Source organism: Stenotrophomonas sp. 96582_Sma (genome assembly GCF_056480905.1).
This window is the reverse complement of sequence record NZ_CM151122.1, coordinates 2,275,978-2,290,144: the sequence shown is the minus strand read 5'-3', so window position 1 is coordinate 2,290,144 and position 14,167 is coordinate 2,275,978. Positions and strand designations below refer to the sequence as shown.

Genomic DNA, 14,167 nt, shown 5'->3' with positions numbered 1-14,167 from the left:
GGTTAGGTGTTCAGCGCCGATGCGTGGTGCTTGAGATGATCGGCAATGAAGCTGGAGATGAAGTAGTAGCTATGGTCGTAACCATCGCGAAGGTTCAGCGAAAGCGGATGATTCACCTTGGCGCATGCATCTTGAAGCAGTTCGGGGCGGAGCTGATTCTGCAAGAAATCATCGCTGAGCCCTTGATCCACGAGCAGGGGCAGGCGCTCCTTTGCATCTGCAATCAGCTCCACGGCGTCATACTGCCGCCACTGCTCCTGATCTCCCCCCAAGTAGGCCGAAAACGCCTTCTGGCCCCAAGGAGCCTGGGTGGGTGCCACGATCGGAGAGAAGGCGGATACGCTGCGATAGCGACCTGGATTTCGCAAAGCGATGACCAAGGCACCGTGGCCGCCCATTGAGTGGCCGCTAATTGAGCGAGCCTGGCTAACAGGGAAGTTCTTCTCAACGAGAGCAGGCAGCTCACTTACAACGTAGTCATACATGCGGTAGTGGTCGGACCACGGTGCCTCGGTGGCATTGACGTAGAACCCCGCACCTTGGCCGAGATCGTAAGCTGGATCATCCGCGACGGACTCTCCGCGCGGACTTGTATCCGGAGCAACGATGGCAATGCCATGCTCAGCAGCGAGCTGCTGCACTGCAGACTTGGTGATGAAGTTCTGCTCTGTGCACGTCAGGCCAGAGAGCCAGTAGAGAACAGGTACCGGGCCGCTGGACGCCTGCGGAGGGAGATAGACTCCAAACTTCATGGTGCAACCAAGGCTGGATGATTCATGCTGGTAGACGTCCTGCCATCCACCGAAGCTTGCGTGACGCTCAATGCGTTCCATTGTTCTTTCCTCTGAGTTGAATTTGATAGGCCATCTATCGCGAATCGAATGTGGCCTTAAGCGAGGCTTTAGGCCTTGTCCTCGACTGCCGAGTCACCGTGTGCATGCCTGATCCTTCGGACAATCCACCAAATCAGCAGCAATACAGCGGGAACCAAGATCGCAGTGACGGTTGCTGCGATGTCATGCGTCCCAGGCAAACCCTTGAGCAGGTATGCGAGAAGACTCACGACGTAGTACGAGATGGCGGCCACCGACAAACCTTCCACCGTCTGCTGCAGGCGCAGCTGAACCTTCGCCCGTTCATTCATGGACGCCAGTAGGTCGCGGTTCTGCCGCTCGAGCTCAACATCAATCCACGACCGGAGGAGCGAGATCGAGCGCGTCAACTTGTCTGAGAGCTTCCCCTGTCGCTCCTTCACTGACTGGCAAGTTCGCATGGCCGGTGCAATCCTTCGATACAAGAAGTCCGCCCAGGTGCTATAGCCGGCAACTTGATCCTCCGCCAACGCATCCAGTCGCTCTTCAACAATTTCGTAGTAAGCCCGACTTGCACCAAACCTATAGAGATTTGCCGCGGCGTCCGCCTCCAACTCTGCAGCCAGGCTGGTCAAATCCGAGAGGAGCACGTCACTGTCACGACGTCCGCCGGAGGCCCTGCGCATCTCTTCAGTAATTGCAGCCAGACGCGCCTCCATGCGACGAAGATTCGACGTCATGGAACGAGTCAGCGGTAGCGCTAGGAGGGCAAGCGTTCGGTATGTCTCGACCTCGAGCAGTCGTTGCGCCAGCGCTCCTGCCCGCGCCGGAGTCAGGTCGCGATCAAGGATGAGCATGTGGGTTAGCCCTTCCTCGTCTTGACGGAAGTCGGTCACAATGGCCGCGGCACCGTTCTCAACCAGCGAGTAGCAGCGGCTGACGGGATCAAAGCAATCTATTTCCTTCTCCGCCTCCGCGGTCCAAGGCAAAAGCCTGACGCTAACAGCCGAGATCACGGGTCCTGGCGGCTTGAATCCCTGTCTAAACGGGTTGTCCCCACAAGGCTCACCTGTTTCTGAGCTCAGTGGTGCGCTCCAGAGGTAGGAAGAGAACTCAGTGTGCTTCTCGCAGTGCAGATCACCCTCATTCCACGTAAGCGCGTGATGAGGTGTGGTGTGATCCTCGACTGCAGCCCCCATACGACCTGAAAGATCGTCGATCGCGGCACGATCTCGACTCATGTCCCCTTCTGTCATGAAGGAGAGCTGGAGAAGGCTTCGCGGAGACTGGGTGAGAAGGTGCGGTCGCGCATGGACTTCCTCAACGGCGGCGCGGCGGTCCGCGTGCGCCGGCATCCCATATACGTAGCCTTCTGCTGGCGTGCCTGCAGCTTGGCTCAGGCCGGATGGGTCATTCATACATAGCCTCAAGAATGGATGATCTTCTAAACACCGCTCACGGGAGGTCTATCACTTGCTTGTGCGATAGCTCAGCGAAAGGTCGTGTGGTGGAGCCGGCTCTGGTGTAGGGCGGTAGTGGGAACCACAACAAGCTGGGAGGACAGCACCGCATAGATCGCAGGCCCTTGCTCTCCCACCTTCCAGCCAGGCGCGGACCGCATGGGAGTCGCAACGAGGCTGGAAGCTCACTTCAAAGGGCCTCCCATGACTCAGTCAGATGCCGAAGGCAACGATGCCGACAGAGATTGCCCGCTCCAAGAAATACAGACAGGCGCAACTCGACTGACATCATCCAGCATGCCTTGGAGCCTCCTGGAAAGGCCTCAACGTCCTAGTCGTGACGCCCTAACCCACGAAGGGGTTAGGAATGGCGGGTTCTACTTGGAAATGAAGTAGTTCGGACACCCATAGATTGCCTCCTCTACTTAGTACTAGCGCCATCAAGCAATGTCGCGAACTGACTAACGGAGATAGGAGCGGACAATAGAGATGGTCTCGTCAATCGACTTCCTTTGAGAGTCGGTGTGGGTGTCGCTATGCGGGAACTCTTCACGCAGATAGCTCTCCAGAACCGTCGCCATCAAACCATTGACCGCCCCGCGCACAGCAGCAAGCTGCTGAAGTACTGCAGCACATTCCGCCCCGCTCTCCAGAGCCTGCTCCAATGCAGCCACCTGTCCGCTGATCCGACGTACGCGGGTAAGGGCCTGCTTTTTCTCCCGAGGGCTGTGAGGCATTGCGCACCTGTCCGTATCACATGAGGGAACGATACTATACTCCCCGATAGTATGCAAGCTAGCAATCTGCGAGGGTCTTTAACTCCGTCAACTGAGTCTGCGCCTGATTTCGAGCCGCCGCCAGAGGCCAGTGACAGACCCCTCCCGCCCCACCCCCACACCACAAAAGGCGGGCTCCTGTAGGAGCCACGCCCCACCACTCGAAAGAGTGGTTACATGTAGATGAATTGGCGGTATAGCTTGTCTAGCTCCAGCCTGACGAACTCGATCTCCTCCTCGTCCCCGGCATCAGAGAGCTCCAGAAGCTGTCGCTCCTTTGATGTAATTCGATCACAGAGGTCTTTTAGGTTGGCGCAGAACTCCGCTGAATGGGCTTGCGACCGGTCAGGTCGAGCCTCTGTTGATCCCAACATTCCGCGAGACGTTGACGGGGTGATGCCGAACTCCTCATTGAACGCGATCTGATGCTGTCGCCTGTCATCAGTCTCAGAAATGGCCTGCCGCATCGCACTAGTGATCGTATCGGCATACATGATCGCCTTACCGCGCGAGTTTCTTGCGGCTCGTCCAATCATCTGAATGAGGGCCTGGCTCGACCGAAGGAAGCCCGCCTGGTCCGCATCAACGATAGCGACCAGAGAGGCCTCAGGAATATCGAGCCCCTCTCTCAGCAGGCTGATACCCACTAGCACATCGAACTCGCCGGCCCTCAGCCCATTGATGATCTCAACTCGATCCTCTGCCTTGATATCCGAGTGCATGTACTTCGCACGCACCCCTTGATCCTCGAGGAACTCGCACAGCTCCTCAGCAGACACCTTTGTCAGCGTGGTCACCAAGACCCTGTCGCCCTCTCGTACACAACGGGCGATCTCTGACAGAAGATCGTGCCTGTAGCCCTCCCTCGGCCTCACCTCTACCAGCGGATCGAGCAAGCCAGTGGGCCTGATGAGCTGGTCAATCAATCTTCCCTTGGATCTCCCAATCTCATAGGCGCCAGGCGTAGCCGAAACGAAGATCGTCTGGGGCTTGATGGCTTCAAACTCAGAGAAGCTAAGCGGTCTGTTGTTCATCGCCGAAGGTAGACGGAACCCGTACTCGATTAGAGTATCCTTCCTGCTCTGATCGCTCCTGAACATCGCCTCGATCTGAGGAACCATGACGTGCGACTCATCAACAAATAGCAGGCCATCCTTCGGGAGGTAGTCCATGAGTGTCGTCGGCCTAGCTCCTGAAGGCTTCGAGTTCAGGTAACTGGAGTAGTTCTCCATGCCAGAGCAATATCCCAGCTCCCTCATCATCTCCACGTCGTTCGTGATCTTCTCGTAAAGCCTATTTGCCTCAACGATTCGACCAGATGCGTTGAGCTCCGTCACCCTGGCCTCCAAATCCTTGAGGATGGCCTTCGTAGCCTCATTGATTTCTGTTTTGGGGCTTGCGAAGAGTGTCTTTGGAGAAACGAGGTAGCGCGTCTCATCGCCAAGCTTCTTCCCTGTAACCGCATCAATCCAGGTGAGCGACTGCACTCTCCCCTCGTCCGTGAGCTCTACTCTAATTGCCTTGTACTCAGAGTCGGCGGGAAAAATATCGACCACATCGCCAGACACACGGAACGTGCCACGCTTCAGGGTCCGCTCAGTCCTGTCGTACTGAAGCGATGCAAGCCGACGCAGGAAGTCCCTCTGATCCAGTTCGATTCCAAGCGCAAGCTCAACCTGCAGATCCCGGTAGCTCTGTGGGTCTCCCAGTCCATAGATTGAGGACACCGAAGCGACAACAATCACGTCTCTACGCTCAATCAGAGACTTCGTAGTCGATAGTCGAAGCCTCTCAAGGTGATCATTGATGGCTGAGTCTTTCTGGATGTAACGATCGCTACCTGGGATATAGACCTCTGGCTGGAAGAAGTCGTAGTAGGAAACGAAATACTCCACGGCGTTCTCGGGGAACAGCGCCTTCATCTCCCCGTAGAGCTGAGCAGTCAACGTCTTGTTTGGCGCAAGAATGAGCGTGGGTCGCTTCAGCCGATGGATCACATTGGCCATCGTGAAGGTCTTCCCTGACCCTGTAATTCCCTTCAAGGTCTGATGTGTTGCTCCCTCCTCGATGCCAGCAATTAGCCTGGCAATCGCTTCGGGTTGATCCCCGGCCGGCGTATGATCCGAATGCATTACGAACATATCTGTTGACATCACTTACGCTCCTACTGGCTCATTCTTGATCGTTAGAGGAACTATTCCCGTCTCACAGACTCCATCCCATATGTGCGAGCGGAACCAAGGGGGCTGTACGAATGCTATCTTTGGGCGAGTTCCTTTCAGGTGAGCCTGGCAACCCATGCCTGACTAGCGCTAGGGCGTGAGCTGGCATGTCGTTACATGCCGGAGCGGCCTCAGAAGTGCACCCGCCGCCCTCCGCTCACGCCTCACTCCTCCCTACCTGGCTGCTGTACCGACTCCTGATCGACCGCAGTCAGAGCCAGCGTTGACATTAGCTCTGTCTCGATCGTCCTCTGCATTGAGTAGATCGGGAGCGCGTTCGGCGCGGAACTGAATGGCTCCTCCAGCTGACGGCCCAGCGCATCGAGACCAAAAAACGTGTACGCCACAATGAGCACCGGTAAAAAGGTCCACCACCCCAATGTTCCTGCCAGCGCAAAAGGAAGTGTTGTGCAGAATACGATCGCAGTCCGGTGAAGCAGCAGCGAATACGAGAATGGAATCGGAGTATTGAGTATCCTCTCGCACCCCCCCTGGATACGAGCCAAGTTGGCAAGCTGCTTATCCATCACCGAGTACTGAATCGAGTCGATCCTTCCCTCATGAGCCAGATGGGCAAGCTTCAAGCCAATGCCCTGGAGCACAGCGTCCGTCGGATTCGGGCCTTGTGATGCCTTGCCAATATCCCACCAAGGTGCGATCGCATGGGCTTCGTCGGCCCGGCGCAGTCGAGAATAGAGGCCAGCACTGAAGCCACACAGGCCTCGCAGGATCTGTGCTCGGCTGTTTGGATCCAGCAGGGACGTCTGCCTGGCTATTGAGCGACACGCTATGACCAGGTCACCCCAAAGGTGCCTCGCCTCCCACCATCTGGAGTAGCAAGCGTTGTTTCGAAAGCTCATGAATACGGAAAGTGCGATACCAATGAGCGTGAACGGAACGGCACTGAAGCGAGCAAAGATTCCTGGATGCTCCGTTGATGCGAGCACCGCTCCTGCGGTCACAATGCTAATCAGTAGTAGATGCAATGCGATCCTGGGCAGGATGGTACCCCTGACGGCAAACGCAACGTCCCACAACGTCGGCTGCCTTCGCATTCTCGTTTCAACATCTGGGAGACGGTGTGTCATGCCAACCTCTGATTCATTGATCGACTGCTGGCGTCGATACGCCTAGGCAACAAATTCCTTCCACTTGAGTTCGAAATGCGAATGACATCACGCCGTTCGCATGACACTGCTACAGCAGGTCTAAAGCAGTTCATCGTCGGCAGCCTCGGGCATCCATAGTTCAATGACCGTCCCTGTCAGGCCGGTTCTCACTACCGACAGGCTGCCACCGTGGCGGTTGGCAAGCATCTGACTGATGGAAAGACCCAGCCCAGTACCTTGACGATGTTTGGTCGTAAAGAATGGCTCAAAAATTCGGACCAGAATGTCCTGAGGAATGCCGCTTCCAGTATCTGAGACTCGCAAAGCGACGCCAGGGTGACCATGAACGTCGTCAACGTCCAACGTCGCCAATCCCAGCGTTCCGCCCTTCTGCATGACATAGATTGCATTGATCAGGAGGTTCACAAGAATTTGCTGCAGCTCGCCCCGATTGCCCGTTACGAGCCGTGTGGACAGGAAGTTCTTCTCTATCTTCACGGGATGGCGCTTGATGAGGTGTTGAATCAGGGGCAGCGTCTCCAACATCAGCGTGGCAGGCTCTAACAGCTCACTATGACCGGAGTACTCACTGGGCTTGGAGAACTGCAGCAACTTGGAAACAATGGTGCTGATACGCCCAATTTGATCCTCAATGAGGTCAATCTCTTCTCCAAACCCTTGACCCTCGGGCTCCCTGATCGAGTCACGCAGAAGCTCGAGGTTCCCCTGCATGACGGCAAGCGGATTGTTGATCTCGTGCGCTATTCCTGCTGCGATCTCGCCAATTGTTGCCAGCTTCTCAGTGACAATCAGGTGCTGGGTCGTCTCTTCCAACCGTCTATTGGCTAGTGCGAGACCAGCAGTTCGCTCCTCTACCCTGGAATTGAGCTCCTCGTTCCAGGCGACCAGCTGCCGTTCCTTCTCTTCCAGCTGACAGAGCAGCTGGTCCAAGTGCGAAGCGACACGTCCGATTTCATCATTGGATGCCCCTGCTCCGGAGCGAGCACTGCGGTCGCCCGCCTTGACCCGTCCAATTGCCTGATCCATCCGCTCAAGTGGCTTGAACACGCCGCGAGCGATGTACAGAAAAAGGGGTACGGTGATGACTGCAACAAGGAGGCAACCGAACACGATCGCTCCGATGGAATTTCGACGGGCGGTGGTGAATGGCTCCTCCAGAAAGCCCACGAAGAGCATACCAATAGGTACGCCCCGGCCATTGAGAATGGGCATATAGCCGGCAATGTACCAATCATTGACTACGTAGGCTCTCGCCTGCCAGGTCTTTCCCTGGCCCAGCACGGCCTCGGCCACTTCAGAAGACACCCGTGTCCCCGACGCTGGGTTCCCTCCCGCCAACAACGCGTTGGTGCTGATGCGGGTATCACCAAGGAAGATGGAGGCTATCCCTGTTGCGCCAGTACGCAGGGCCTTATCTCGGTAGACAAGATCAGTGATCTGCTTGATGAACTCGGTGTTGTGGTTCAGCAGAGTACCCGCAATCAAGACGCCAACCTGATTGTTTGGAAGTGCAACCGGCGTTGCAGCTTGAATCATTAGGCCCCGCTTCTCACTCTGGGCCGAATCGACAGGATTCCTTGCGTTATGCGGACGAATGACCTCGGCCCGTGCGGCGAGCTTTGGGGAGATCTCCATCAGATCGTCCCGGCTTACCACCCCCACCTCCACGCTGGACGCTCCCTTCAGGGCCTTTTCGATGACTGACCAGTCCAAGTCAAGCTCAGCTGGCGAGGCCGGCTCACTACTAGCCAACAAGCGACCGTTTGAATCCAACAGTGCGATGAAGTCTAGTGAACCACCTTGGGCTTTCGACGCTAGTAGGCTGCCAAGCTCTGCATTCTTGTTGACCCCCTGGCTAATGACGCCATGGAAGCTCTGCGAATCAGCAATCGCAGCCAGCGTCGCGCGGTCGTTGACGAGCAGCTGGTTCATGTACTGTCCCGCAACTTTCAGGTCCCCGCCAACCTTCGAGGCGAGCAGTCGGTCGAAGCGCAAATCCCATTGGTAGATGAGTCCGCCGACGATAGCCGGCAGGATCACAAACATTGGAAGGATCGCGATTAGAAGCAGGCGGAAGCGAACTGAGCGCGCTCGGTTCATTGCAGATTCCTAGGCTGATACATTCCAACTGGAGCACTTACGATCAATCGTCTTTCGCGATATGCCCAAGATCGTGGCCGCTCTTTCGCGATCTCCGCCAGTCTCACGAAGCACTGCAAGGATGTGCCTGCGCTCGACCTCCGAGAGCAGCCGGCTTCGTGGGTCAGAGAGTGACTCCAACCGCTCAAGCTGAGTCGGAAAGTGTCCGAGTATCAGGCTACGCTCAACGTAGTTGTGAAGCTCGCGGACGTTCCCGGGCCACGAGTAGCTCTGAAGATATGCCCGGATCCTTTCGTCGATCGGAATCGGTTGAAGGCCAAGCTGCAGCCCCAGCTCACGCATGAAGCCCGCCGCCAGCTCCAACACATCAGCGCCGCGGTCATGAAGGCGAGGAAGCGACACCTCGAGAACGTTGATGCGATAGTAGAGATCCGACCGGAATGTTCCATTCTTCACTTCCGCAACCAAATTCTTGTTGGTTGAGAAGATGAATCTGACATCGATCGGAATCTCCCGATCTGCGCCAACTGGTCGTATCCGTCTATCTTCAAGCATCCTTAGCAGCTTTCCTTGGAGAGCCAAGGGAAGATCAGCGACTTCGTCAAACAGCAATGTTCCGCCTTCTGCATAGGCGACCAGTCCTTGGCGAGACGAGTTCGCTCCACTGAACGTTCCTTTGAGACTCCCGAACAGTTCAACGTCAATCAACTCGCTGGGAACAGCTGCACAATTTATTGGAATGAAAGGATGAGATGCCCGTGCGGACAACGCGTGCAGCGATCTTGCGGCAACCTCCTTTCCAGAGCCGGATTCTCCAGTGAACAGCACGCTACTGGGCAGTGGTGCGACCTTCGCGATCAGATCCTTGGTGGCCTGAATCGCACGCGAGCTACCTGTGAGCCTGTCTCGAAGCGCAGCTGGTGCACCGGAGCCATGTAGCTCGTGACGGAGAATGGCATTCTCCCGCCGTAGGCGACCGCGTTCCAGGCAGCGCGATATAGCGGCCAGCAACTGATTGGTTCTGAAAGGCTTGAGAAGAAAATCAGCCGCTCCCGCGCGGATAGCGCCGATAGCGGAATCCAAGTCTGCGTACGCAGTAATCAGAATGAAGTCGGCCAAGACCCCTCCCCTGCGCTGGTCCTCCAGCCACGCGATGCCACTCTTCCCTGGCAACACGTTGTCCACAATCACGATGTCAAAGTGGCGCTCCGTCAGATGCTGCTCCGCTTCAATGGTGTCAGCTGCAGCTTCCACAACTTTGCATCGCGGTCGCAAGGCACGAACCAAGAAGCTACGCATGCCAGGTTCGTCGTCAACGATCAGTATCGATGAGCGCGCAAGGTCCGGCCATGCAAGATCGCCGTTTGCGCGCTCTTCGGAAGATTGGTTGGCGCTCTTTGGCGTCATGTTTCCCTCAGTACAATTGAAGCGTGGCTAGTTCCGTCGATTCGTGTTCGAGTTCATTTCGATCTTTCGACCGCTAGATGACGGGTGACATATCGAACAAAACACCCCCTCTCACGACGTAGGACGTTGTGCACCAAAGGCCAGTCTGAGACGTTCAATGCTGTCGACCTCAGTCATATGCCAATCCGGAACTCTTGCCCTACGAGCCTAGTATCGACCTCTTGGTGGCCAAACGGACCGGGGGCTCCTCGCCATATTGCCCAGAGCGCCAATGGCCTCCGTGCCCCTCCAAGCCCCTCGGCGGTCGGTCGCCACGGGAGGCTGGAGAAGTCTCGCTCCCTTCGAGCGGATCATTACGCCAATTCGGCCATATGGGAAGCGCTGGGTGCGCGTTGTCCCCGCCTCGGCCGGAGCCACGCAGCGCGGCCAAGCGCGGGCGAGTCGATCCGCCTTGCAAGAAGGTCCAGGCCCTACCGCTCGCCTACCGGCATAGAGATGCCTATGCACCAGGGTCGTCTCCCATTTGCGCGGCTCGCGGGCAGATGTATCGTGGCTTTGGACTCTCTGAGTCTCCGACTGACTGATGGTTGCTCTTCCCCTCAAGACCCGGGCTTGTTGGGGAGCCGACTAAGGATGGTAGAAGGCGGGGCTGACGGGTCGGCCTCTGACGCGAGCCGGGAGGAGAGATCAGTCGCCCATTTTCGATGCAGGCGATCTGGCCCCCAAATATCTCAATGTCGTTGGGATCATGGCTGATCAGCAGCAGTGGAATACCGGCCCCGTCCAGCACGGCCTCCAGCTCCTGCCGCAAGTGCTGGCGAAGATCCTGGTCCAGCGCGGAGAACGGTTCATCCAGCAGCAGCGCCTGCGGCTGCGTCACCAAGGCGCGTGCCAAGGCGGTACGCTGGCGCTGGCCGCCGGACACCTGCGAGGGCAGCAGATCACCCACCGTATCGATGCGGAATGCGTGCAACCACTGCTCCACCGCATCGAAGCGCTGGCCGACCCGCGGATTCAACCAGCCCTTCTGCAGACCGAACGCCACGTTCTGGCGCACGCTCAGGTGTGGGAACAGCGCGTAATCCTGGAACACGTAGCCCAGCCGGCGGTGCTGCGGCGGCAGATCCACACCGGTGGCCGCATCGAACAGGGTCTGCCCCTGTAGGCGCACATGACCCTGGCCCGGCCTCAGCAGCCCGGCCACCGCCTTCAGGGTCAGGCTCTTGCCCGCGCCCGAGGGCCCGAACAGCACCACCTGCCGCTGCGTGCACTGCAGCGACACGTCCAATACGAAATCCTGGCCGGCCGCCTGCAGGCGACGCTGCACCTGCAGGTCAAGCCACATCACGCAGCTCCCGGCGACGTCCGCCCACCAGCCGCGCGGCCAGCAGCAGGATCACGATGCACACCACCGAGGTCAGGATCACCAGCGCATTGGCCTTGCCGTCCTGGCCGGCCTGCACCGCTTCGTAGATGGCGATCGACAGCGTCTGCGTGCGGCCGGGAATGCTGCCCGCCACCATCAGCGTCGCGCCGAACTCGCCCATCGCGCGTGCAAACGCCAGCAGCAGGCCGGCGAGGATGCCGCGCCACGCCAGCGGCAGCGTGATGCGGAAGAACACCGCTGCTTCGGACACACCGAGCGTGCGTGCGGCCTGCTCCAACTGTCCATCCACTTCCTCGAACGCCGCGCGTGCCGGCTTGAACACCAGCGGCAGCGAGGCCACCGCCGCAGCGATCACCGCCGCCTGCCAGGTGAACACCAGGTTGATGCCGAACCACGACTGCAGCCACGCGCCGATCGGGCCGTTGCGGCCGATCAGCACCAGCAGGTAATACCCCAGCACGGTCGGCGGCAGCACCATCGGCAGGGTCAGCAGCGAATCCAGCAGCTCACGGCCAGGAAATCGCCGACGTGCCAGCAGCGCGCCCAGTGCCACGCCCAGCACCAGATTGATCGCGGTGGCCCAGCCGGCCACCTTCAGCGACAACCACAGTGCGCTCCAGTCGAGATCCATGCCTCAGGGCTTGCCGAACCCATGCTTGGCCAGGATCGCCTGGCCCTGTGCCGAACGCACGAAGGTGGTGAAGCGCTTGGCTTCAACCGGTTGCGCACTGGCCTTGGTCACCGCCAACGGATAGGCAATGCGCCCCGCCACCGGCACCGCGAAGGCACGGCGCACCCGATCAGGCATCGCCTGCGCATCGGTGGCATAGACGAAGCCGGCATCCACTTCACCGCGCGCCACGTAGTCCAGCGACTGGCGAACGTTCTGCGTGGTGATGGTCTTGCCCTGCACCGACGGCCACAGGCCCGCCGCTTCCAGCGCGCCCTTGGCATAGCGGCCGACCGGCACGCTGTCCGGGTTGCCCAGTGCGATGCGCTGCACACCGGCACCGGCCAGGTCCTTCAAGGTACGCGGCGCAGCCTTGGCCTGCGGCGGCACCACCACCCACAGCGCGTTCACCGCGAACACCTCGCGGGTGCCGGCCGCCAGCAGGTCCTGCTGCTGGGCCTGGTCCATCGTGGTTTCATCGGCCGACGCGAACACATCCACCGGCGCGCCGCGGCTGATCTGCTGCAGCAGCACGCCGGACGCGGCGAAGTTGAAATCGACCTTGGTTCCCGGGTGTGCCTTCTCATAGGCGGTGCCCAGTTCGCGGAAGCTCTCGGTCAAGCTCGATGCCGCCGACACCGTCAGGTCGGCCGCCAAGGCCGGCACCGTGGCCAGCAGTCCCAGCAACAACAGTCCAACTCGTTTCATCATTGGTTTCCCCGTTTGGTTGGGTTTAGATCGGTTTCACCGCCTATCCTTGGCATCGCAGGCGCTACATAGCTGGCCCGCCCAGAGCTAGGTAGAGGGTGCACGACGGTGCGGACCTCGTTGGCGCAGGCTGTCTCGTACATCCACATCGAATTGAAGCTGCAGCGAGATGTCATCATCCAGCGCAATGCCAAAACCCAGACCATCACGACAGGGCAAACGTAATGCCAAGGACTGAACCGCTTCGCGAGGAAGCATCAACCGGCAGTACTCGCTCCCCTCCAGAAGCACCGCCTGTTGCCCTGCATGCAGTGATAGCACCATGCCCCAGCCGCGATCGCCGCCGAACCGCGTCAGGTTCTCCACCGATTCGCCGGCCAGCAACTGCGCTAGCTCCTCTTCATCAACGCGCAGACGAACTGCCTGCCGCTGTAGCTGGACTTTCATGATGCAATGAACTCGAGCTCGGTTGAGGTGTTGCAGTTGAGTAGCTGGTCGTATTCGCTATCCGCCAGTGGCAGCTCGATTGCGCCCAAGCGTTCTCGCAGGGCGTGTAGCGAGCGGTGCGCCGCCGGATTCTCGATCAATTCCCGCAACACATGCCGGCAATGGTCATCAATCTGCAACCGCATCGGCAGGGGTTCTTCCGCAAACAGCACACAGGCAGCCGAAGGCGCATCACGTAACCGTTGTAGTAACGCCGGGGTCACATTGGGCGTATCCACCGGAAGCACCAGAGCGGCAGCGTCCGGCATGCACATGGCCACACTGTAGAGCCCGCCCAACGGGCCGCAGCGTGCCACGCGATCAGGAATGCCACCGAAGGCCGGGTAGTTGCCACTCACCCATACCCTTTCCGCACCTGCCTGTCGCAGCAGGCCACGCATGTGCTCTAGCAGGGTTCGCCCGTGCCACGGTAGCAGCGCCTTGTCACGGCCCATCCGGCTGGAAAGACCACCGGCCAGCACGATGCCGTCAGTGGGAATGTTCGTGATCGTGTGCACATTCATGGGCATTGTCATGAGCTTGCGTGGGTTCGTTATCCGCATGGCAGAGACTGCAGCCTTCGGTCCACTCGCTGTCGCCGTCCTCGTAATGCTCCTGCTTCCAGATCGGGCACTGGTGCTTGACCACCTCGATCAACTGCCGGCAGGCCCGGAATGCCTCGTCTCGATGCGGGCTGCCGGCGGCCACCACCACCGCCACATCGCCAATGCCCAACCGGCCCTTGGCGTGGGCCACATACAGCTTCAGCTTCGGACCGAACGTCGCCTCGACCTCTGCCGCCAGGCGCTTGAACTCGTTCAGCACCAAAGGTTCGAACAGGTCGTACGTGATCCCGGTCACCGGCCGGCCGATGTTGACGTCGCGCACCTTGCCGATGAACACGTCGATGCCGCCGAAGCCCGGATCAGATACCGCCGCGATGCCTTCGGCCGGATCGATCGCCGCCTGCGCGCGGTCCACCACCGTCGCGATGATCTTCTCGCTCATC

12 protein-coding genes and 1 pseudogene are annotated in these 14,167 nt (G+C 58.9%); all 13 read right to left on the bottom strand.

Annotated elements, in window-relative coordinates; all coding sequences use genetic code 11:
- Positions 1–2 precede the first annotated feature (2 nt).
- The 13 genes and pseudogenes from fghA to ACZK2R_RS10575 all read right to left on the bottom strand — a co-directional run bounded on the left by fghA (position 3) and on the right by ACZK2R_RS10575 (position 14,166).
- Complete coding sequence (gene fghA, locus ACZK2R_RS10635) at positions 3–833, bottom strand: S-formylglutathione hydrolase (RefSeq protein WP_017354482.1); 831 nt, start codon at positions 831–833, stop codon at positions 3–5.
- A 68-nt stretch (positions 834–901) separates the two neighbouring features.
- On the bottom strand, positions 902–2,230 hold the full coding sequence (locus tag ACZK2R_RS10630) for a DUF3422 family protein (RefSeq protein WP_026070509.1): 1,329 nt from the start codon (positions 2,228–2,230) through the stop codon (positions 902–904).
- A 503-nt stretch (positions 2,231–2,733) separates the two neighbouring features.
- Positions 2,734–3,009 (bottom strand): formaldehyde-responsive transcriptional repressor FrmR, encoded by a 276-nt coding sequence (gene frmR / locus ACZK2R_RS10625; protein ID WP_017354484.1) that lies wholly within the window; start codon positions 3,007–3,009, stop codon positions 2,734–2,736.
- Between the two features lie 212 nt (positions 3,010–3,221).
- Positions 3,222–5,201, bottom strand: coding sequence for an excinuclease ABC subunit UvrB (uvrB, locus tag ACZK2R_RS10620; protein WP_017354485.1), 1,980 nt, complete (start codon positions 5,199–5,201; stop codon positions 3,222–3,224).
- 233 nt (positions 5,202–5,434) lie between these two features.
- Positions 5,435–6,358 (bottom strand): bestrophin family protein, encoded by a 924-nt coding sequence (locus ACZK2R_RS10615; RefSeq protein WP_227832955.1) that lies wholly within the window; start codon positions 6,356–6,358, stop codon positions 5,435–5,437.
- A gap of 120 nt (positions 6,359–6,478) precedes the next feature.
- Entirely contained in the window at positions 6,479–8,500 is a 2,022-nt protein-coding gene (locus tag ACZK2R_RS10610; RefSeq protein WP_017354487.1) for a cache domain-containing protein, read from the bottom strand.
- 9 nt (positions 8,501–8,509) lie between these two features.
- Complete coding sequence (locus ACZK2R_RS10605; RefSeq protein WP_026070510.1) at positions 8,510–9,907, bottom strand: sigma-54-dependent transcriptional regulator; 1,398 nt, start codon at positions 9,905–9,907, stop codon at positions 8,510–8,512.
- Positions 9,908–10,592: 685 nt separating this feature from the next.
- Positions 10,593–11,252: pseudogene (locus ACZK2R_RS10600) on the bottom strand (ATP-binding cassette domain-containing protein); the annotation flags it as partial.
- Positions 11,242–11,925, bottom strand: coding sequence for a molybdate ABC transporter permease subunit (modB, locus tag ACZK2R_RS10595; protein WP_005413347.1), 684 nt, complete (start codon positions 11,923–11,925; stop codon positions 11,242–11,244). The gene modB and the pseudogene ACZK2R_RS10600, both read right to left, overlap by 11 nt.
- Positions 11,926–11,928: 3 nt before the next feature.
- Positions 11,929–12,672, bottom strand: coding sequence for a molybdate ABC transporter substrate-binding protein (gene modA, locus ACZK2R_RS10590; RefSeq protein WP_026070511.1), 744 nt, complete (start codon positions 12,670–12,672; stop codon positions 11,929–11,931).
- A gap of 87 nt (positions 12,673–12,759) precedes the next feature.
- Entirely contained in the window at positions 12,760–13,119 is a 360-nt protein-coding gene (locus ACZK2R_RS10585; RefSeq protein WP_017354491.1) for a hypothetical protein, read from the bottom strand.
- The gene (mobA, locus tag ACZK2R_RS10580) at positions 13,116–13,682 is read right to left on the bottom strand and encodes a molybdenum cofactor guanylyltransferase (protein WP_026070512.1); all 567 of its coding nucleotides are present in this window, start codon (positions 13,680–13,682) and stop codon (positions 13,116–13,118) included. The genes ACZK2R_RS10585 and mobA overlap by 4 nt, the downstream gene beginning before the upstream one ends.
- Positions 13,648–14,166 carry a molybdenum cofactor biosynthesis protein MoaE gene (locus ACZK2R_RS10575; protein WP_017354493.1) on the bottom strand — a complete coding sequence of 173 codons (519 nt, stop codon included), beginning with the start codon at positions 14,164–14,166 and terminating at the stop codon, positions 13,648–13,650. The genes mobA and ACZK2R_RS10575 overlap by 35 nt, the downstream gene beginning before the upstream one ends.
- Position 14,167: the final 1 nt, after the last annotated feature.